Origin of the sequence: Sporosarcina cyprini, assembly GCF_022048975.1 — a bacterium.
In the GTDB taxonomy this organism is placed as follows: Bacteria; Bacillota; Bacilli; order Bacillales_A; family Planococcaceae; genus Sporosarcina; species Sporosarcina cyprini.
In genome coordinates this window covers 47279-67787 of record NZ_JAKMHX010000016.1, presented here as the reverse complement: position 1 = coordinate 67787, position 20509 = coordinate 47279, and the positions used below count along the sequence as shown (strand labels likewise).

The following is a 20509-nucleotide window of genomic DNA, read 5'->3' as shown; positions in this document are numbered from 1 at the left end:
ACTATATAGTCAAGAGGAGACGTTGAAAATTGAGTATTCGAAAAGAGAAACTATTTACAACCGGGGAATTCGCTCACCTTTGCAAGGTCAACAAGCAAACGCTGATCTACTATGATCAGATCGGTTTATTGGCCCCGATCATGAAAGATGAAAAGGGGTATCGGTATTATTCAATTGCCCAATATGAGTTTTTTAGTGTCATTGAAATGTTAAAAGAAGTCGGGATGACATTAAAGGATATTCAAGAATACATGGCAAATAAATCACCCGAGAACTTCTCGGACTTAATGCGTCTGCAAAAAGAGGTCATATCAAAGAAACGCCGAGAACTCGAAATGATTGAAAATATGATTCATGTGAAATCAAAGCTAATCGAAGAGGCATTGGAGATTGATTTTGATAAAATCTCGTTAGAATACTTGCCAGAATGCACAATGTACTTAAGTGACACAATAGAAAATTCTACGGAGGAGCAATTTGTTGCAGCAGTCTCGGATTTTATTGAAGAGTTGTATCGTGCTCAATTGGATTCGGGTTACCCAATTGGTGGAATGACAAAAAGGGAACATGTTCTGAACGGGGATTATTCAAATTACAGCTATTTGTATATGGAGCAGCCAAATCCGAGGGAGGGCCATCCCTATTTCAAATCGGTCGGAGGCAGATTTCTAGTCGGCTATCATGTCGGAACTGCTGACACCATATCGTCCACCTATGAACGATTATTAAGCTATATGCAGCAAAATGGATACCGTCTTGGAAAGTACGTGTACGAGGAATATATTTATGATGCGGTACTGAAAAACCGGGAGGAAGAGTATGTGACAAAGATTATGATGGAGGTGACCACAAATGAAAAAGGACAGATTGGTTGAACATCTCCCAATCTGTTCCTTTATTAAGTCTGCTTGTACCAAACGAAAATTCGAAAGCGAGGTTACAATGCAACCTTGTATACATTGGCATATAGAATTTCTCTGAACTGGCTAAACTCCTCTTCGGTAATCAGACGGGGGTAGCTCATAATTTTCAAGGGCAGGTCTGCTTGCCCTTCCTGCAGTGGCGGTTGCACATAGTCGTAAGGATTGAGATGAAATCCTAATCGTTCGTAAAATCCTATTCTACGCTTGGCAAGCTCCGTATCTGGAAGCTCAACCTCCAAAATCACGGGTTTTGAGGACTCTTCCAAATAGCTGTTCATTAGTCTTCCGCCTGTACCGCTTCCACGCATGACCGGATCGACTGCGATATGCTCTACAAAGCGGAATTCTGCAAATTCCCATGAGGCAATAAATGCGATGATTCTATTATGAAGATCCGATTTCGTCACGATGCGATAATGTGGATCAGTTAACAATGCTTTCTGTCCCTCATATGTCCTCCGCTCGCTGTCCGGAAAAGACACTTCCATCAATGCATATAGTTGATCAAATTCTCTTTCATCACACATTCAGTTCACTCCTTCGCATCTCCTACAGGATAAGCTGTATCCTACAAAATCCTACGAAATTCGATCGCTTTCTGCTTGTACCGCTTTCCTGAGTCAATCTCCGTCATTTTTGCACAGGAAGCGTGTTTCCATACCTACATCCGCCTCGGGTGCAACATCAAGCATTCTCCCGTATAATCGGGGTATGTAGAAAGGGGATTTTTTTATGTCCAAATCAGTCGTATTAGCCGAAAAACCATCCGTTGCGCGGGATATCGCGCGGGTGCTCGGCTGTAATAAAAAAGGGAACGGTTTCTTGGAAGGAACACAATATATTGTTACGTGGGCGCTTGGCCATCTCGTAACGCATGCAGATCCAGAAGGGTATGGCAATGAGTATAAGGAGTGGAAGCTGGAGCTTCTTCCGATCATTCCGGAGCCTTTCAAATTAACGCCGATCCGTCAAACATCAAAACAATTTAATGCGGTGAAGGCAGTATTAAAACGAAATGATGTGAAGGAGGTCATAATCGCAACTGATGCCGGCCGGGAAGGGGAGCTGGTGGCACGCTGGATTTTGGAAATGGCGAAAAATCGCAAGCCTGTCAAGCGTCTTTGGATTTCTTCGGTTACGGACAAGGCAATTAAAGATGGCTTCCGGAACTTGAAGGACGGCAAACAATACGAAAACCTATATGAAGCGGCAGTTGCCCGTGCGGAAGCCGACTGGGTTGTGGGCATCAATGCAACACGCGCGCTGACGGTAAAATATAACGCGCAGTTATCCACGGGACGTGTTCAGACACCAACCCTTGCGATGATTGCAGAACGGGAAAAACAGATACGGGACTTTAAACCGAAATCCTACTACGGCTTGCAGGCATTAACAGAGTCGACCCGCTTCACATGGCATGACCAAGCGGGACAGACGCAATCCTTCCAAAAGGAAGCTGTGGAAAAAGTGCTTGCACGTCTTGACAGCATCCACTCTGGAAAAGTGAAGGACGTAAAAACAACACCGAAGCAGCAGCCGGCTCCTTCCTTGTTCGACCTGACGGAGTTACAGAAAGAAGCGCATCGCCGCTGGTCTTGGTCTGCGAAGGAAACCTTATCAACGCTCCAAAACCTCTATGAGCGCCACAAAGCGGTGACGTATCCGCGTACGGACTCGAAGCATTTGACTTCCGATATGGCAGGTACGCTGAAAGAACGGATCAAGGCGGTTGATATCGGTCCATACCGGAAATCAGTGAATGCTTTGCTGCGCAGCGGCCAGGTAAAGCCGCAAAAAGGAGTCATCGACGACAAAAAGGTCTCCGATCACCATGCGATCATTCCGACAGAGGAAACACCGGTTTATCAAGACTTGTCCGATAAGGAACAGCGTTTGTATGACTTGATCGTCAAACGGTTTTTAGCCGTCTTCTTCGGATCGTTCCGCTATGACCAAATGACAGTGGAAGTCGAAATCGGCGGTGAAATGTTCAAGGCAAAAGGCCGGACAGTGACCGACGAAGGGTGGAAGGCTGTATATTCCACGGATGAAGAAGAAGAGGATACAGACCGCCTACCAGCATACAAAAAAGGCGATGAAATCAAGGTCAGAGCTGTCGTTATGACAGACGGACAGACGAAACCGCCTGCACGTTTCAACGAAGGGACATTGCTTGCCGCTATGGAGAACCCGGCGCAATTCATGGCAGGGGAATCTAAGGACTTGATTAAAACGCTTGGTGAAACAGGAGGCCTTGGAACCGTTGCAACACGTGCCGACATTATCGAGAAGCTATTCAGTTCGTTCGTCACCGAGAAAAAAGGCAACGACATTTATACGACATCCAAAGGAAGACAGCTGCTCGAGCTCGTCCCGGACGATTTGAAATCACCGGCGTTAACAGCCGAATGGGAACAGAGTTTGACAAAGATCGCTGCCGGGAAGATGAAAAAAGACGTGTTCATGAAGGACATGATCGACTTCTCGAAAAAGACCGTCAAAGAAATCAAAACGGATGATAAGAAATTCCGCCATGATAACGTAACAGGAAAAATGTGCCCGGACTGCGGCAAACCGTTACTAGAAGTGAACGGGAAGCGTGGCAAGATGCTCGTCTGCCAAGACAGGGAATGCGGACACCGCCGGAATGTCTCTACATTGACGAATGCAAGATGCCCAAATTGTAAAAAGAAACTGGAGCTGCGCGGAGAGGGCGACGGACGGATTTTCGTCTGTAAATGCGGACATAGGGAGAAGTTGTCAGCCTTTGAAAAACGACGCAACCAGTCAGGCGGCAAGAAAGCCGACAAGCGGGATGTGCAAAAATATTTGAAGAAGCAGGAAGAACCGGAAAATACAGCAATGGCAGATGCGCTAAAGAAACTATTTGAAAAGTAAATTTTAGCTCTTTTGTCTGATAGTTCGCTAAGTGAATAATGGATATAATTTCTTTATTACGAAGTGGGAGGGAGATTTCCTCTCACTTCAACAGATCGTGTAAAAGGGGCGGCCTGGCAAGAGGCCGGCAGGAGGTGAAGGAACATGAACGCCATCATGACATTCGCGTCAGCAGCGGACCAGATGCAGCGGTACGATGCAGCGCGCAGACGAAACGCCGAGCACGCCTATGACAGACAAGCCGACTACAACGGCCGGAATCAAAAGACGCTGGCTGATTTGGAAGCGCTGCTGCTCGGGAAAAAAGAGGCAGAAGCGCAGCAGTTTGTAAAATTAGGTGCGGGGCAGATGAAACAAATTACGCCGCCACTCGGAAAGACACTGGAAGAAACCATCGACCTATGGCGAGAAGTCCGGCGAGAAGCAAACTCGGTCTCCGAACCAACAACCGCCGATCACCAGCTCGCCGCCACAGCATCCGCAAAAATCCGGGAAACCGAAGCCCGTCTTGCGATGCAAAAGAAAGCCAAAGCGGAATTGACGGAACTAACCAACCAGGAACGCAGCGCGGCAATCATGCCCCACCCTTCTGCCGACCACCGTCCATTCAAAATCACGGCGGACAAACAATTCGCCAAAGCCATCTCCGCCTACACCATCCAGGTCGAAGCGAAATCGAGAGGCTACGGACTCGAAGGACCGCAATACTACGTAAGTGCATAAATGGAAAGGCTGTCCTATTAGCAGGGCAGCCTTTTTTCATACCGATATTTAATAACAGGACTGAGTCGCCATGGAGAGATGTGGGTAGTGTGAAAGGAAACGAGGAGTCCTGGGGATATACGAGCGGTTCAGGCAAGGATACGAGCACTTCTGGAAATATACGAGTGGTTGCAGAAATATACGAGCATTTCTGGAAATATACGAGCGGTTGTAGAAATAAACGAGCACTCTTGGGAATATACGAGCGGTTGCAGAAATAAACGAGCACTCCTGGAGATATACGAGCGGTTGTAGAAATATACGAGCACTTCTGGAGATTTACGAGCGGTTATAGAAATATACGAGCTGTTGGAGAAAAGATACGAGCTGTTGAAGCGAATATACGATCGGTCGTAGACGAGTTAATGTGTGCAACGGAAATGCGGGCACCACGGGAAATGGTTTACACTGTCTTCATGCTGTAAGCTTTGGCTTATGCATAGGCTTTTCGTGATTTAATTAGGCGTGTTCCTTGGAAAGCTGCCAATTCGCGGGGAATTGCCAAGTCGTCGCCTGCTCTGTGGCGCGCTGAATGCTTTTGACCAATCAAGAAATCGATTGGATGGTTGAAATTTTATCTGTCTGGAAAAGATACGAGCTGTTTGGACACATATACGAGTGGTTGGAAACAAGATACGAGCTGTCACAGGATTATACGAGCGGTTTGCAACAAGATACGAGCTGTTCCAGGATTATACGAGTGGTTGGAGCTGAGATACGAGCTGTTCTAGAAATATACGAGCGGTTAGGTATCGAGATGTTGACGGCATTCAACTAAACAAACAATAAAAGGATGGTGCCGGATGGCGAAGAAGAAAGCAGTTAAGACCAATGCAGTACGATTGTTGGAAAGTGAAGGGGTTCCGTTCGAAGTAATCGAATATGATGTGAGCGATGGCCAGCTGGATGGGGTGTCGGTTGCAGAGAAGACCGGACAGCAGGCGGACTTGGTGTATAAGACGCTCGTTACGATTGCTTCTCCATCTGAGTTGTTTGTTTTCATCATACCGGTTGCGGATGAGCTGGATCTAAAGAAGGCGGCTAAGGCGGCCGGCGTGAAGAAGTTGGAGATGTTGCCGCTGAAGGATTTGACGAAGGAGACGGGGTATGTGCGTGGCGGCTGTACGGCCATCGGGATGAAGAAGCAGCTGCCTGTCATCATTGATCAATCCGCGAAGCCGCTTCCGACTTTTATCGTAAGTGCGGGAAAGCCTGGTTTGCAAATGAAAGTGGCGCCGGCGGATTTCGCCCGGGTGGCGAGTGCTTCCTTTGCCGCAATTGTGAAAGGGTAATTATATTTCGCCCGTTTGGCCGGCGTATCCTTTTCGACGATTGTAGAAGGGGAATCGCTCGTACTTCAAAGAAGTGTGTCGCGGCGCTTGATCAATTGGGATCGCATATTTCCTAGAGTCCACTTGCATGTTACTATTAGAGAAGAGGAAACGCTGCTGTGCATGAAGGCTGCGTGAAGGAATGTAGTTCGGTAGTGTCCTGCCGCGAAGTGTGTGGCAGTCAAGATAGATAAACAAGTGGCCCTGCGAACGGGCTTGGAAAGAAGAATGCGAATGAGAAGGATATTTGTATGGCGCTGGGTGTTTTTTCTGGTTGGCATGATGATTATGTCGCTTGGGATTTCGATGACCATTAAAGGGAATCGACTCGGCATTGGGCCGTGGGATGTGCTGCATGTCGGGTTGTACCGAAATTTAGGATTATCGATCGGTTCCTGGAGTATTATTACGGGTTTTATTATCATCGTCAGTACGGCGATAGTTCTCCGGCAATGGCCAAGGCTCGGGACATGGTTGAATATGTTCATGATCGGTCTGTTCATCGACTTATTCAATTGGCTGCTCCCGGATTTCGCCTCGCTTGGAGGGCAGGCGGTTATTTTCACGCTTGGTGTAATTGTGACGGCTTATGGGGTCGGGGTTTATGTTTCGCCGAATGTTGGGGCGGGTCCCCGGGACAGTTTGATGCTGATTCTTGTGGATAAGCTGGGGGTCAGTGTGAAGGTCGTGCGGACCAGTATTGAGGTCATCGTCGCCATCATCGGATGGATGCTCGGGGGACCGGTCGGAGTTGGTACCGTTCTGATCGCGCTGCTGATCGGGCAAATTGTCCATTATGCTTTGCCGCAATGCAGGAAATTGTTATTGAAAATTGCTGGTGAAGAGGACGAGGAAGTTTTATTCAGAAGGTAATATACATAGCTGCAAAGACGCTCTCCAAAGGGCGTCTTTTCTTTTTGTGAATCAATCTAGTACAAGCCGTGCATTTTTTCAAACCTTGGGCATAAGGTAGATTTAGGTTATTCAGATCCATTTGGAAAGGATGGTTACGATATACGGGACAATTACGGAATATATGGGGACGGCCTACACGGGGCATGGAATCTCACATAAATATGACAAGTTGATTGACACGGCAAAGCATGTGATTTTTTTAAAGAGTGCACCGACGAATGCATTATCCCCGCTTTTGCAGGATATCGCATCCCATTTTATCAAGCGCGGCTTTTTTGTTGATCGTTTTATGAATCCAATTCAACCTGATAAGACAGACGCTGTGTATGTCAGGGGGGAGAACTTGCTAATTTTGCAGGCCTCCCATCCGGTGGCGGTGGAGCCGGTTGAACTCGGCGGGCGGCATAAAGTCGTTAGTTTTTATGACGTGTATGATGACAGGAAGTTAAAAGAGATGAACGACCGGGTCGTGGCCACGAAGGCGGAAGCAGAGGAAGCCTTGCAAAAAACGTTATCCTCACTGTCAGAGGCGAAGCAGATCCATGATGATTGGGAAGCGGTCAATATTGTGCGGATGATGTGGAAGGAACATGAGCAACTGATCGAATCGCTGAAACAGGAATTATTCGGTTCCATGAAGCTGCATAAGGAATCGGGCGTGTCCCATCGGATTATCGGGTCCCTTTCGGCAGGAGGAGCAAAGGATTTCATTCCGTCGATTACGTCTCGCGCAAAACGGCGGCTGCTGATCAAAGGGTTGTCGGGATCGGGAAAATCAACGTTGATGAAAGCACTTGGCAAAGAAGCCGAGCGGCGGGGCATCGACGTGCTGTATGGCTGGTGCGGGTTGGATCCAGCAAGTGTAGATCTTGTGTTATTCCCGGAATTATCCGTTTGTCTATTCGATGCGACCAAACCGCATGAATATGAGCCGGAATTAAAAGGGGATGAAATATTGGATCTCCTATCACTGTGTGCAGAAGATCCCGAGGCGGAAGGTAAAGTGGCGCCGATCGAGGAAGCGTATAAGGAAAAAATACTGGATGCTTCCGGCTATATGCATGCCTATGCAAACGCCATGCGAGAAGTGAAGACGTCCCTTGACTCGGCGATTGACCAGAAAGTCTTCGCCGAACGGGCAGCTACCGTTTGGGATCTCCTTCCTTCCTAAGATGTAACTTTCAGCGAAACGCCCCCAACTATGCTAAAATGAGGGCACCACTCGTTTGAAAGGAAGATCACATTGTCGAAAGCATTGCATTCATTTTTAGAAGAAAACTTGAAAGAATTACGCGATCAAGGTCTATATAACGTAATCGACCCAGTTGAAGGTCCAAACGGCCCTGTCATCACAATCAATGGCAAACAACTGATCAACTTATCATCCAATAACTACCTCGGTCTCGCAACAAACGAGGATTTGAAAAAGCTTGCCATTGCGGCAACTGAAAAATACGGTGTCGGAGCAGGGGCAGTCCGGACGATCAACGGAACGCTAGATATCCATGTGGCCTTGGAAAAGAAATTGGCAGAGTTCAAAGGAACAGAAGCTGCAATTTCCTACCAATCCGGATTCAACTGCAACATGGCGGCCATTTCCGCTGTCATGAATAAAAATGACGCGATTCTTTCCGATGAATTGAACCATGCTTCCATTATCGACGGATGCCGTCTTTCCGGAGCGAAGATTATCCGTGTCAAACACCAAGACATGGATGACCTTCGTGCGAAAGCAAAAGAAGCGACTGAATCCGGCCAATACGGTAAAGTGATGTACATCACGGACGGAGTATTCTCTATGGATGGGGATATTGCCAACCTGCCGGAAGCGGTCAAAATTGCGAAGGAATTCGACTTGATCACATACGTGGATGATGCGCATGGATCGGGTGTAACTGGAAAAGGAAAAGGAACTGTGAAGCATTTCGGTTTGGAGAAAGAAATTGATTTCCAAATTGGAACACTTTCCAAAGCGATTGGTGTTGTCGGCGGTTATGTCGCAGGTACGCAGCAGTTGATCGACTGGCTGAAAGTCCGTTCCCGTCCGTTCTTGTTCTCCACAGCACTTCCTGCAGGCGATGTGGCGGCTATCATGGGAGCGCTTGATAAAATCATGGAATCCACAGAGCTTCATGACAAGCTTTGGGATAATGGCAACTACTTAAAAGCGGGATTGAAGAAGCTCGGATTTAACATCGGAGCGTCCGAAACGCCGATCACTCCTTGCATTATCGGAGAGGAAAAATTGACGCAGCAATTTTCTAAGCGGTTGATCGAAGAAGGCGTCTACGCTAAATCGATCGTGTTCCCGACAGTACCAAAAGGCACAGGGCGTGTACGTAACATGCCGACTGCTGCCCATACAAAAGAAATGCTTGATGATGCGCTGGCCATTTACGAGAAAGTCGGTAAAGAACTAGGTGTCATTCAATAAGAAAAAGATCGGATGGGCGCATTGCCTGTCCGATCTTTTTTATTTTGGCTTCATTTCAATAACTACCTAAGCCAAGCCATATAGGAAGGTAGATAGGAGTTGTAACATCTTTGAAATACTACATGAATATTTCTTCCTAAAAAAGTTCTGCAATCTATGAATAAATTAATAGAAAGCGGGTAATAACTTAATATAAATGCCGTGAGGTGAATTCTTTGAGATATAACGAACACGTACAACTGCTGCAACGGAATGGCAGAAAAGGCCCTTCCATTGTCAGATTCAGATATGACAAAATAAAAAAAGCGATGCTGCATATAGCCGGTGAGAAAGACTGGATTTCATTCGATGAATTATCGAAAAAGACGTTGAGACGGCTGACGCCGTTTGATGGGAACAATCAATGGTACATGGAAGCGCTCGTGACGGATTTAGAGGCACGTGGGTTATTTGAATGCTCGCAAGTTGATGGTGATCTCTTTATCCGAAAAGTGGGCTAAATGAAAACCCGCCAAATTTGGCGGGTTTTTCATATGGCTATTTAGTTGGCAAGTGTACTTCTTTTACTACTTCATCGGCAAATACAGTTGTAATTTCTCCATTGGGAAGTTCAATGTCATACCGTGTCTGTTCGTCCAATCGCACTTCAACAACGAGCCCTCGCAGGCCATTAGTCAATTCGACATACGAATCTTCCACGTATTCCATCGATTCACACCTCCTTCCGAAGATTAAACCTTTCCTTCTTCCAATCGTTTCATTGTATGGAATATAACATAACGTTGCATACCAACTGCATGCTGCACTGCCTTGTCGGCTTCTTGCCGGAATTGTTGCTCGTCTTTTCGCTTCCAGGCAATTGCGGCCTGCAAGGAGTGATACGTCCATGGCGTACGAATTTCTTTCGCCAGCTCTTCAGCTACGGGCAAATCCTTTTTCAGAACAGCGGCTAATCCGCTGTAGTAGTTCTTGAAGTCGGGAGAGGCCATCGTTTGGGCAACCTCTCTTAACTTTTTTGTATCCTTTTGATAAAAGGCTAAATTGGCTTTGTAGATCTCCTGTACTTCAGCTTGTGGATAGGAGGCAATAATCCGTTTCAAAGACTGGATCACATCTTCCTTGCTTCCGTATGCCAGTGCATGCGCATAGCCAAATAATGGCTTGCTGTGATTCGAGACAATAAATCGGTCGATCATTCGGATGCTTTTGGAGCGATAAGTAATAAAGATTGGATAACCAAATGATATGCCAAATGTGGCCAACAGAATGAGTACAAAGACGAGCCACAGGTTCAATTGCAATTTTAGCAGCACATAAAAGGCAATCATCATGCCGATAAAAAGAAATAATTTACCCTTCATGGGTACACCTCAGTTTTTTCCTTTAGTATAGCAGATGACAGAGAAAAATGGGTGCGACATGTATATATTGGAAAGTAAAAATGCTGGTTGTATTTACCGGAAGTACATAATATAATCAAATGATACCGGAATAATAACATTTTCATTTATTCTGAAATAATTTGTCCTTCCCAAAAATACACTTGTCGATTAGGAGGAGTATGCGATATGAAAAAGATCATCGTGACAGGAGCCCTTGGCCAAATCGGTTCCGAATTGATAGAGAAGCTTCGTTCTGAATATGGAACAGACAACGTTTTGGCAACTGATATCCGAAAACCTGAAGGGGAAACGTCCGGCCCGTTTGAATTGTTGGATGTGACGGATGGCAAGCAGATGTCGGAGCTTGCTAAAAAATTCGGAGCTGACACGATCATGCATATGGCAGCACTATTATCCGCGAAAGCCGAGGAGAATCCATTATTCGCCTGGAACTTGAATATGGGTGGATTGATGAACGCGCTAGAAGTGGCGCGGGAACTTGACATGCAGTTCTTCACACCAAGTTCAATCGGTGCATTCGGGCCATCCACGCCGAAACAAAATACACCGCAGGATACACTTCAGCGTCCTACGACAATGTACGGAGTCAACAAAGTGGCAGGCGAATTGCTGTGCGATTATTATTACCATAAGTTCGGAATTGACACACGCGGCGTCCGTTTCCCGGGCCTCATCTCTTACGTGGCACAGCCAGGCGGGGGAACGACCGATTATGCGGTTGATATTTATTACAAAGCGATCGAGGAAGGAAAGTACACATCGTTCATTGCTGAGGGCACATATATGGACATGATGTATATGCCGGACGCTTTGCAGGCGATTGTCGACTTGATGGAAGCCGACCCGGCGAAATTAATCCACCGGAATGCCTTCAATGTAACGGCTATGAGCTTCGAGCCATCTCAAATTGCGGCAGCTATTCAAAAGCATATTCCGGACTTCCAAATGGCTTATGATGTAGATCCTGTGCGCCAAGGAATTGCGGACAGCTGGCCTGATCATATCGATCCTTCTGCAGCGATCGAAGAGTGGGGCTTCAAAGCGAAATACGACTTGGATGCCATGACTGAAGACATGTTAGCAAAACTAAAAAAGAAATTGTCCTAATAGGAAAAACCGCGAATCGATGTTCGCGGTTTTTTGAATTTTTATCGTCTATCCGATGGCCGGTAGCCAAGTTTGTTGGAAACTCTTTGTCCGATATCAAGGATTTGCTGAATGAGAAAGTCAAGCCGGTCCTCTGTAAGGTTGAATGATAAAGTCCCAATACTGATGGCCCCGATTACTTCTCCAAAACCGTTCATGACGGCCACCGCTACCGACGAGGTGCCTTCTGTTCTCTCCCCATGACTCACGGCATAGCCTTGCTGGCTAATTTTGACGAGTTCAGCCTCTATTTTTTTCATCTCGCCTGCCGAAACCAATCCAGTTAAAATATCAATTCGCCGGTTCACCGGCATAGCAGCCAACATGGCTTTGTTCGCCGCTCCGATATGCATCGGAATCCGACTTCCCAGCTGGTCATAGATCCGTATCGGATTGTTTTCGCTATCAATGCGCTCGATAATAATAGCTTCTTCTCCTGAAGGCTTGCTTAAGTAGACGCTTTCTTCCACTTCTCTTGCCAGCCGATCCAATTCAGGACGGATTTTATTCACATAATCCATCGTGTCGTAGACTTGAAGCCCATATTCCAGCCAGATCGTTCCGAGCCTATAGTATTTCGTTTGCTCGTCCTGCTCGACCATACCTTGTTTGATCATCGCTTGCAAAATGCGATGGAGTGTACTAAGTGGCAATTGACATACCTGTGCCAGTTCGGATATCGGCAAACCGACTTCAGTTGGTTGGGACGCTAGTATTTTGGCAATGGTCATTGCCCGATCGATAGATTGCATAACAAAGCACCGCCTAAGAAAATAGTCAGATAAAATAAATGAGTTCGAAGTGAAAATGTAATTATTTTTTTCTAAACACATTGACATTATATCATGACGGGAATATATTTTACATATAATCTTTCCTTTCAACGGAAAGTGTTTCCGCTATGCGGAAAAGGGTGAGTGAAATGAAATATTGTTCTTCTATGTTTACACCGTTGCAACATGTCATTGTGAAGCATCCCAACGAGGCATTTCGAAGTCAAGCACATTTGGCGGACGCTTGGAAAACATTTAACTATTTAGAGGAACCAAATTTTGAAGAGGCTGTGGAAGAGTTCACGAATTTCATAGAAATCCTCGAGCAGCATGTCGAACGAATAGATTACTTGCCGGCTTCAGAGAAAGTGGGACTGGATTCCCTCTATGCACACGATCCGGTGAAATTCACGCCAGAAGGGGCGATCATTTTAAAATCCGGTAAATCACTGCGGCAGCCGGAGGCGGAAGTGTATAAAGAATTTCTGCAAGAAAAGGGCATTCCCATCGTAGGTGAGTTGACGGGAGATGCAGTAGCTGACGGAGGAGATATCGTTTGGCTGGATGATCGGACACTCGTAGTCGGCCGGGGCTACCGGACTAATGACGAAGCGATTCGCCAATTAAAAGAGCTGACAGCGGATATGGTAGACGAGTTTATCGTGGTGCAGCTTCCGCATGATTTAGGGGAAGCGGAGTGTCTCCATTTGATGTCCTTCATCAGTATGGTCGACAAAGATTTGGCTGTTGTTCATTCCAGACTGATGCCTGTATTTTTTAGACAGCTGTTACTCGAACGGGGCATTCAGTTAATCGAAGTGCCTAAAGAGGAATATGACGTGCTCGGCTGCAATGTGCTAGCCCTGGCGCCGCGCATTTGTGTAATACCTCGTGGAAACGATTTCACGAAACGGCAATTGGAAGAAGCCGGTGCGACCGTATATGAATATAAAGGCGACGAAATCAGTGTGAAGGGGACGGGTGGACCAACATGTCTGACTTGTCCGGTTGTCAGAGGATAAGAAATCAAATCAGGGAAAAGGAGCATCTGTTTATGTTTAAAAATGTAATCGTCAAGACGCCGGGAAAGAGCTATTTGAATGGGTTAACGACTTCTGATTTAGGGACACCGGATTATGATGTGCTGCTCAAGCAGCATGAGGCTTACGTAGAAGCTTTAGAAAAATGCGGAGTGGCTGTTACTCATTTGCCGGCCAGTGAGGAATTTCCGGATTCTACGTTTGTGGAAGATACGGCCGTATTGACGCCTGATTTTGCTGTCGTTTCCAATCCGGGAGCTGATTCCAGAAATCGTGAAATTGTAGAGATGGAACCGGTTCTTAGAAAGTTCTACGATAAAGTATTTCATATTGAAGCGCCAGGCACGTTGGACGGCGGTGATGTGCTTCAAGCGGAAGACTGTTTCTACATCGGCATTTCTGAACGGACAAACGAAGAAGGCGCTCGTCAATTAAAAACAATTCTTGAAGGGGAAGGGTATGAAGCGACAATCATCCCATTGAAGGAATTCTTCCACTTAAAGACAGGCATTGCGTACGTTGGGGAAAATCGCATGGTCGTAGCAGGCGAATTTATCGACCATCCAGCTTTTGATTCCTATGAAAAAATCATCATCGGGAAGGAAGATGAGTATTCCGCCAACATGATTCGTGTCAATGACTACGTCATCATCCCGAAAGGCTATGAGGAAACGAAACGCAAGTTGGCGGAAGCCGGCTATGAAACGATTGAATTGGACATGTCAGAAGTCCGTAAGCATGACGGCGGTTTAAGCTGTCTGTCGCTTCGCTTCTAATTTGAATGGGAGGGGAACCGAATGTCAAACACAAGGGGAAATACCGAACCACTGGAATTGAACCGCTCGATGAAAAGCCGTCACTTGCTCATGCTATCGCTTGGCGGCGTCATCGGGACGGGGCTGTTTTTAAATGTAGGGTACACCATCAATCAGGCTGGACCAGGCGGAGCGATCATCGGTTACCTGATCGGCGGATTGATTTTATACATGGTCATGACATGTCTTGGCGAACTGGCGGTTCATATGCCGGTAACCGGATCGTTTCAACTTTATGCAACCCGCTATATCAGTCCTTCTGTCGGTTTCTCCTTGGGCTGGATGTATTTCGTCGGTTCAGCGGCCACAGCCGGAGTAGAGTTTACCGCAGCAGGAATTCTCATGCAACATTGGTTCCCCCATATTCCCGTCTGGGTTTGGTGCGCAGCATTCATGGTGTTGCTGTTCTTCCTCAATGCCCTGACGACAAAAGGGTTCGCTGAAGCGGAATTTTGGTTTGCTGGAATTAAAGTGCTTGCTGTTATCGCGTTTATTATCATCGGAGTGGCGGCCATTTTCGGATGGATTCCGTTAGCAGATCGGCCTGTGCCTCACTTGACGAATCTGGCGCCAAGCGGCCTGTTTCCGGCGGGGATCGCTATCATCTTTGTGACGATGATGAATGTCATCTTCTCGTATCAAGGCTCTGAGCTGGTCGGAATCGCGGCAGGAGAAACGGATGATCCGGGCAAAAATATCCCAAGAGCCATTCGGACCATTCTGTTCAGGATTGTAATATTTTATATCGCCTCAATCATCGTGTTGTCCGCGATATTTCCTGCGTCTGAACTTGGGCTGTTAGAAAGTCCATTTGTGACGCTGATGAAGATTGCTGGTGTGCCGTACGCGGCGGGAATTATGAACTTCATTATCCTGACCGCCATTCTGTCTGTCGGAAATTCATGCTTATATGCATCCACCCGTCTATTATGGTCGATGGCAAATGAGGGAATGGCTCCAAAGCTTTTCGGCAAACTGACGAAAAGGAAAGTACCTTTAAACGCATTGTATTTTACAATGGCCTTCTCGCTATTGTCTTTATTGACAAGTGTTATGGAAGCGGATGCAGTATTTGTTCTCCTCATGTCGATTGCAGGCATCGCGGTGACAATTTCATGGATGGGAATTGCGACTTCACAGCTTATGTTCCGCAGACGGTATTTGAAAGCCGGAGGCAGCATAACCGATTTAGGGTTTCGCGTGCCTTTCTATCCTGCGATTCCAATCGTCTGTATTACGTTTTGTTTGTTGATTCTCGTATTCTTGGCTTTTGACCCGAGCCAGCGTATTGGCTTGTTCTATGGAGTAGGGTTTTTCATCGCTTGTATGGTATTTTACAAAGTGAAATTGCAGAAGAAGGAGCAGGAACTTACGGAAGTGAAGGCGAAGCCTGTAGAATAAAAACTTTTTACGCCTTGAATTTTTTAAATATTTGGAACGATGATCCGCATAAAATAGGAAGAGAGGATGCACTTCAAGGGCCATCAAGGTTTGAACTGGTGTACATCCTCCTCTTCATTTCATATCAAATCGCACAACAAGCAGGGGAAACACCCAAGGCAATAGGCAAGGCCGCTTCTTCCAGTGTACTCTTCGGAGATCCGCTGTCGCTAAAAAGCTATCTATAACAAAGTTAGGGGTTTTTGAAATGAATCAATACAAATGGAATACATCTGAAACGCTGCGGGAATTACTATGCGAACTTGTCAGCTGGGACAGCCAAACGTTGACAGATGGAGAACGGACTTTTTCGTCAAAGTTGAAAATGAAACTGGAGCAGCTTCGTTACTTTCAAGAGCACCCACAGCAGTTAACATTGCATGACGCAGGGCTGGGTCGCAGCACATTGACGGCGCTTTACCGGCATCCAGACGCTGTGGAGACAGTTGTGTTGATCAGTCATTTTGATACGGTCCAAACTGAAGAGTATGGAGTGTTGGAGCCGCTTGCCTATCATCCGGAGGAGTTGACCAAAAAGCTGCATGAGTTCAAACATGAGCTGCCCCTCGCTGCACGGGTGGATCTCGAATCCGGTGATTACTTGTTTGGCCGTGGAACGATGGACATGAAAATGGGCCTTGCTCTACACATGCAATTAATTGAAAAGGCGAGCATCGAGCAATGGCCGATTAATCTTTTGCTGACAGCGGTTCCGGATGAAGAAGTGAACTCGGCAGGCATGCGTGCAGCCGTCAAGGCGCTTGTCCGCTTACGAGACGAATATCGCCTTACGTACAAACTCTTTTTGAACAGTGAACCGTCCTTCTCGCAGGGGCCAACGGATACGAAGGAATATATCTATTCCGGCACCATCGGAAAGATCATGCCGGCTGCATTGTTTTATGGAAAAGAAACACATGTTGGCGAGCCGCTCAAAGGAATGACAGCCAATTATATTGCTTCCTTCCTGACGCAGCGGATGGAATGGAATGAAAAATTCCGTGAGACGGATCTCGGGGAAAGCACGCCGCTTCCCGTTTCATTGCAGCAGAAAGATCTAAAATTCCAATATTCCACCCAGACCCCTTATCGCGCCGCTGCGCTCTATAACGTCTTTTTATTCAAACGGACTGCAGCAGACGTCATGGACGTGTTCGAGGAAGTGGCAAGAGAGGCCATGACGGCATGCAATGAAAGCTATCAGGCCATTTGTGAGCGGGAACAAGTGAAAGGCATCGGTGAAGTGAGGGTACTGCGTTATGAACAATTGCTCGCTCACGCAGAAGATAAACTGGGAGCAGCAGAAGTGGATCGGTTGAGAGCGCAGGTGCTGGCGCATGATGAATGGGATGACCGGGAGAAATCTCTTCGCATCGTGGATGATCTAATGATCCAATGCCAAGAGCTTGCACCGGCGGCCGTACTTTTGTATGCGCCTCCGTATTACCCGGCTGTCAACTCGTCCCATGACCCGTTCATCCAGGAAGCAGTTCGTCTTGTGCAGGAAACGGCCAGATCCTTCGACATTTCACTGGAGCAGATTCATTATTTCAATGGCATTTGTGACTTAAGCTATGTGAATTATGACGATTCAGCGAATGGCTGGACGTCTTTCGAAAGGAATACGCCTGTTTGGGGCGAGACGTACAGCATACCGTTTGAAGAGATGGGCGAATTGAAAGCGCCTGTGTTAAATGTCGGGCCATTCGGAAAGGATGCACACCAGAAAACAGAACGGCTGCATGTAGAAAGTGCCTTTAAAGAAATGCCGGTTCTTCTGGAAACGCTTATTCAAAAGTTGTTTTGCAAAAAGATAGATGTCGCGTAAAATCGAAAATGACAGTCCTCGTGTATAGAAAAATCCCCTCTCTGCCAAATACCGGCCGTGAGGGGATTCGTTTTTATTAAAACAACAGATGCGCTACACCCGCAACAATCGGCAGGGCGATGAGCGTACGCAAGACGAATATGATAATGAGGTCTAAGATGTTGATTGGAATTTTCGTTCCGAGAATCAAACCGCCGACTTCTGACATATAAATCAGCTGTACAACGGAAATGGTCGCGATTGTAAACAACGTAATTTGCGATGTAATGACACCGTCAGCCAAAATGACAGGCAAGAACATATCAGCGAATCCGACCACCATTGACTGTGCCGCATTTGCCGCTTCAGGAATGCCGAGAACGGATAAGATCGGTTCAAATGGTTTTCCGAGAATCGTGAAGACGCTCGTATATTCAGCCAGCATCAGAGCGATCGTACCGAACGCCATGACGACAGGTGCGACGCCAAGCCACATATCAAATACATTTCGCATGCCGTCTGTGAAAATCTTACCGAGGTTCCGGTTTTTTGATGCAGTGACGAGGGCGTTTTCCAAGCCGTGGCTGAATACATTGTATCCTTCCGGCAGCTTTTCCTCTTCCCCTGTATATTCCCGACCATCGATATATTCGTCCTTCTTGCCGCGCAGCGGATAAATCCGCGGCATGATTAGCGCAAGGATGATCCCTGTACCGACCACGGTGGCGTAGAATGGAAGGAAGTAGCGATCAAGCCCCACCGTATCAATAATGACGAGTGAGAAGGTAATGGAAACGACAGAGAAAGTTGTCGCGATAATCGCTGCTTCTTTTTGTGTATAATGGCCATCCTCGTACTGCTTGCTCGTAAGGAGGACACCGATTGTACCGTCTCCAATCCAGGAAGCGAGGGCATCAATAGAGGACCGTCCCGGCAATTGGAACAAAGGCCGCATTACTTTTACCATCATCGTGCCGAAGAACTCAAGAAGACCGAAGTTCAATAGAAGCGGCAACAGGAGGCCGGCGAATAAAAAGATGGTGAATAGGAAAGAAACAAGACCATCCGGCGCCAGCAAAAGACCTCCTGTATTTTCACTCCAAATCGCTTCAGGACCCATTTTGAATGTGACCATGATGGCGAAAACAGCACCCAGAACACGCGTAATAGTCCAGAAAGGCGTTACCTTAAAGAGACTTTCTAATACGGAAGGTTTATTTCCGTCTTTTGGAATGAATAAAAAGATGGCAGAGCCAAGTGCTGCAATTACAATGATGACGGTGGCTGCCATTGGCATAGCCGGTTCTACAATGCCCGAAAGCAAATCGGCCAACTTCGCAATCGGCACTTTCCAGCCGCTTTCAAATGGCAAGGGGATCATGAATAAGATAATTCCAAGTATAGATGGAATCAAAAAGTAAAACCAAGTGGATAAGCGGAACTGATTCAACATACTCTCTCCTCTAATGTATAAATATGATATTTTTATGAATGTTTATACATGATATAGTAGATTAGTTCGAATGTAAATGGTGACGTAAAAAGTCCTACTAATCAGTCAATTGGATAGACCGAGTTAGCAAGTCGCTGCCGTAATACCAATATGTTATAGCCGATTCTATCTAATAGTAAACTTCAAAATTACAGTTATTTTATAGAGATATAGTAATGGAAGCGCTTGCAAAATTAAAGAAGGAAAGGAGCCGCCTGCTTCCAGACGACTTCTTTCGATTTATTCGAAATCCTGGTCCCATCGATACGTGTAAAATCGTTCATAATGAAGCCATTTTAACGCCTCTGGGTCTTGTTCAGCCAAGCGTTTTTCCATATCCTGCATCATCCAGACAGTTTGGGAGGCGTGGGCATTCATCGTTGCTAGTTTTTTCTTTGCAGCGCCTTCCACGTGATGGATAATATCCGGCTCCCCAAGCACTTCCTTCGTATTATGGGCAAAGGCAATTGTATAGAGGGTCGGCCGTTCATCTTCCGGCATGCGCCGGATCGCCCGGACTACCGCTCTTGCCGTTGCATCATGATCGGGATGGACAGACAGGTTCGGATAGAAGGAAATAACGAGCGACGGCTTCGTCTCGTCAATCAAATCCGCAACGAGCTTCACCATTTTTTCATCATCTTCAAATTCGACCGTCTTATCACGAAGCCCCATCATGCGCAAATCATCAAGGCCCATCGCTTCTGCCGCTTTCATCAGTTCCTTTTTCCGGATCTGAGGCAGCGTTTCTCGATTGGCGAATGGGGGATTGCCGAAATTCCGGCCCATTTCCCCTAACGTCAAACAGGCATAGGTGACTGGGATGCCCATTTCACGATAGGTGGAAATCGTACCGGACACGCCGAACGCTTCATCGTCCGGATGGGGAAATATTACAAGCACATGGCGTTCTTGTTTTATCATAAGAAATCCTCCTTGCATAATTATAGTAACGCGTCCGCTGTGGTCTTAATATGTAAAAGGCGTTTTGCTGATTTCTAGCGATACGGCAAGCTTGCCGTCCGGGTCCAGGCCTGCCATTAGCAGCCTTCCATGTTCATCAAGTGTATAATGCGTGATCCCTTGAGCATAAACCCATCCGTACGGCAATTTCAATCCGATCCGGTGCGGTGATTCGCCCGCCACTTTTCCAAGTTCGTATTTCACGACGACATTGCGAATAAAAGCCCCCGCATTGAAAAACCCTTCCTTGAAATGAGAGGCATAAGATCCATTGGTCGTCTCTAAATGTATATACACGTCTTTATTCGCAAAGGAATCAATCAGTTCTTGCAAATGAGCCGGTTGTACGAGTTCCATTCATACTCCT

At 46.6% G+C, this 20509-nt stretch carries 23 protein-coding genes; 16 read left to right on the top strand and 7 right to left on the bottom strand.

What is annotated here, in order from left to right:
- Nucleotides 1-29: 29 nt before the first annotated feature.
- On the top strand, nt 30-875 hold the full coding sequence (locus L7D49_RS03990) for a MerR family transcriptional regulator (protein WP_238079527.1): 846 nt from the start codon (nt 30-32) through the stop codon (nt 873-875).
- Nucleotides 876-937: 62 nt separating this feature from the next.
- On the opposite strand, the gene L7D49_RS03985 is transcribed toward L7D49_RS03990, so the two are convergent.
- Complete coding sequence (locus L7D49_RS03985) at nt 938-1450, bottom strand: GNAT family N-acetyltransferase (RefSeq protein ID WP_238079526.1); 513 nt, start codon at nt 1448-1450, stop codon at nt 938-940.
- 205 nt (nt 1451-1655) lie between these two features.
- Between L7D49_RS03985 and L7D49_RS03980 the strand changes: the two genes are divergently transcribed.
- The 9 genes from L7D49_RS03980 (at nt 1656) to L7D49_RS03940 (ending at nt 9763) form a co-directional block, all read left to right on the top strand.
- The gene (locus L7D49_RS03980) at nt 1656-3821 is read left to right on the top strand and encodes a DNA topoisomerase III (protein WP_238079525.1); all 2166 of its coding nucleotides are present in this window, start codon (nt 1656-1658) and stop codon (nt 3819-3821) included.
- A gap of 144 nt (nt 3822-3965) precedes the next feature.
- Nucleotides 3966-4544, top strand: coding sequence for a hypothetical protein (locus L7D49_RS03975; protein ID WP_238079524.1), 579 nt, complete (start codon nt 3966-3968; stop codon nt 4542-4544).
- Nucleotides 4545-4633: 89 nt separating this feature from the next.
- Nucleotides 4634-4804, top strand: coding sequence for a hypothetical protein (locus tag L7D49_RS03970; protein ID WP_238079523.1), 171 nt, complete (start codon nt 4634-4636; stop codon nt 4802-4804).
- A gap of 311 nt (nt 4805-5115) precedes the next feature.
- Complete coding sequence (locus L7D49_RS03965) at nt 5116-5361, top strand: hypothetical protein (protein ID WP_238079522.1); 246 nt, start codon at nt 5116-5118, stop codon at nt 5359-5361.
- Between the two features lie 25 nt (nt 5362-5386).
- On the top strand, nt 5387-5875 hold the full coding sequence (gene ybaK / locus L7D49_RS03960; RefSeq protein WP_238079521.1) for a Cys-tRNA(Pro) deacylase: 489 nt from the start codon (nt 5387-5389) through the stop codon (nt 5873-5875).
- 273 nt (nt 5876-6148) lie between these two features.
- Complete coding sequence (locus L7D49_RS03955) at nt 6149-6787, top strand: YczE/YyaS/YitT family protein (protein WP_238079520.1); 639 nt, start codon at nt 6149-6151, stop codon at nt 6785-6787.
- A gap of 130 nt (nt 6788-6917) precedes the next feature.
- Nucleotides 6918-8000: a hypothetical protein gene (locus tag L7D49_RS03950; RefSeq protein ID WP_238079519.1), complete on the top strand. Its 1083-nt coding sequence runs from the start codon at nt 6918-6920 to the stop codon at nt 7998-8000.
- 72 nt (nt 8001-8072) lie between these two features.
- Nucleotides 8073-9263 carry a glycine C-acetyltransferase gene (locus tag L7D49_RS03945; protein WP_238079518.1) on the top strand — a complete coding sequence of 397 codons (1191 nt, stop codon included), beginning with the start codon at nt 8073-8075 and terminating at the stop codon, nt 9261-9263.
- A gap of 215 nt (nt 9264-9478) precedes the next feature.
- Nucleotides 9479-9763 carry a DUF6958 family protein gene (locus L7D49_RS03940; RefSeq protein ID WP_238079517.1) on the top strand — a complete coding sequence of 95 codons (285 nt, stop codon included), beginning with the start codon at nt 9479-9481 and terminating at the stop codon, nt 9761-9763.
- A gap of 37 nt (nt 9764-9800) precedes the next feature.
- Here L7D49_RS03940 and L7D49_RS03935 read toward each other — a convergent pair whose 3' ends face one another.
- Both L7D49_RS03935 and L7D49_RS03930 read right to left on the bottom strand, forming a co-directional pair.
- Nucleotides 9801-9971, bottom strand: a complete 171-nt coding sequence (locus L7D49_RS03935; RefSeq protein WP_238079516.1) for a hypothetical protein — start codon at nt 9969-9971, stop codon at nt 9801-9803.
- A gap of 23 nt (nt 9972-9994) precedes the next feature.
- A complete protein-coding gene (locus tag L7D49_RS03930) occupies nt 9995-10624 on the bottom strand; it encodes a hypothetical protein (protein WP_238079515.1) in 630 nt (209 codons plus the stop codon).
- A gap of 207 nt (nt 10625-10831) precedes the next feature.
- Between L7D49_RS03930 and L7D49_RS03925 the strand changes: the two genes are divergently transcribed.
- Nucleotides 10832-11773 (top strand): L-threonine 3-dehydrogenase, encoded by a 942-nt coding sequence (locus tag L7D49_RS03925; RefSeq protein ID WP_238079514.1) that lies wholly within the window; start codon nt 10832-10834, stop codon nt 11771-11773.
- A gap of 41 nt (nt 11774-11814) precedes the next feature.
- On the opposite strand, the gene L7D49_RS03920 is transcribed toward L7D49_RS03925, so the two are convergent.
- On the bottom strand, nt 11815-12564 hold the full coding sequence (locus L7D49_RS03920; protein ID WP_238079513.1) for an IclR family transcriptional regulator: 750 nt from the start codon (nt 12562-12564) through the stop codon (nt 11815-11817).
- 170 nt (nt 12565-12734) lie between these two features.
- Between L7D49_RS03920 and L7D49_RS03915 the strand changes: the two genes are divergently transcribed.
- From L7D49_RS03915 to L7D49_RS03895, 5 genes are read left to right on the top strand one after another with little or no spacing between them, the layout of a single operon-like run.
- Nucleotides 12735-13607, top strand: coding sequence for a dimethylarginine dimethylaminohydrolase family protein (locus L7D49_RS03915; protein WP_238079512.1), 873 nt, complete (start codon nt 12735-12737; stop codon nt 13605-13607).
- Nucleotides 13608-13639: 32 nt separating this feature from the next.
- Nucleotides 13640-14401 (top strand): dimethylarginine dimethylaminohydrolase family protein, encoded by a 762-nt coding sequence (locus L7D49_RS03910; RefSeq protein ID WP_238079511.1) that lies wholly within the window; start codon nt 13640-13642, stop codon nt 14399-14401.
- A 21-nt stretch (nt 14402-14422) separates the two neighbouring features.
- Entirely contained in the window at nt 14423-15841 is a 1419-nt protein-coding gene (locus L7D49_RS03905; protein WP_238079510.1) for an amino acid permease, read from the top strand.
- A complete protein-coding gene (locus L7D49_RS03900) occupies nt 15763-16068 on the top strand; it encodes a hypothetical protein (RefSeq protein ID WP_238079682.1) in 306 nt (101 codons plus the stop codon). The genes L7D49_RS03905 and L7D49_RS03900 overlap by 79 nt, the downstream gene beginning before the upstream one ends.
- A 20-nt stretch (nt 16069-16088) precedes the next feature.
- Nucleotides 16089-17708 carry a M20/M25/M40 family metallo-hydrolase gene (locus L7D49_RS03895; RefSeq protein WP_238079509.1) on the top strand — a complete coding sequence of 540 codons (1620 nt, stop codon included), beginning with the start codon at nt 16089-16091 and terminating at the stop codon, nt 17706-17708.
- Nucleotides 17709-17784: 76 nt separating this feature from the next.
- Here L7D49_RS03895 and L7D49_RS03890 read toward each other — a convergent pair whose 3' ends face one another.
- The 3 genes from L7D49_RS03890 to L7D49_RS03880 form a co-directional block, all read right to left on the bottom strand.
- Nucleotides 17785-19137, bottom strand: coding sequence for a YjiH family protein (locus L7D49_RS03890; protein WP_238079674.1), 1353 nt, complete (start codon nt 19135-19137; stop codon nt 17785-17787).
- Nucleotides 19138-19419: 282 nt separating this feature from the next.
- Nucleotides 19420-20100: a bacillithiol biosynthesis deacetylase BshB2 gene (gene bshB2, locus L7D49_RS03885; RefSeq protein WP_238079673.1), complete on the bottom strand. Its 681-nt coding sequence runs from the start codon at nt 20098-20100 to the stop codon at nt 19420-19422.
- 48 nt (nt 20101-20148) lie between these two features.
- The gene (locus L7D49_RS03880) at nt 20149-20499 is read right to left on the bottom strand and encodes a YojF family protein (protein ID WP_238079508.1); all 351 of its coding nucleotides are present in this window, start codon (nt 20497-20499) and stop codon (nt 20149-20151) included.
- Between the last annotated feature and the right edge of the window lie 10 nt (nt 20500-20509).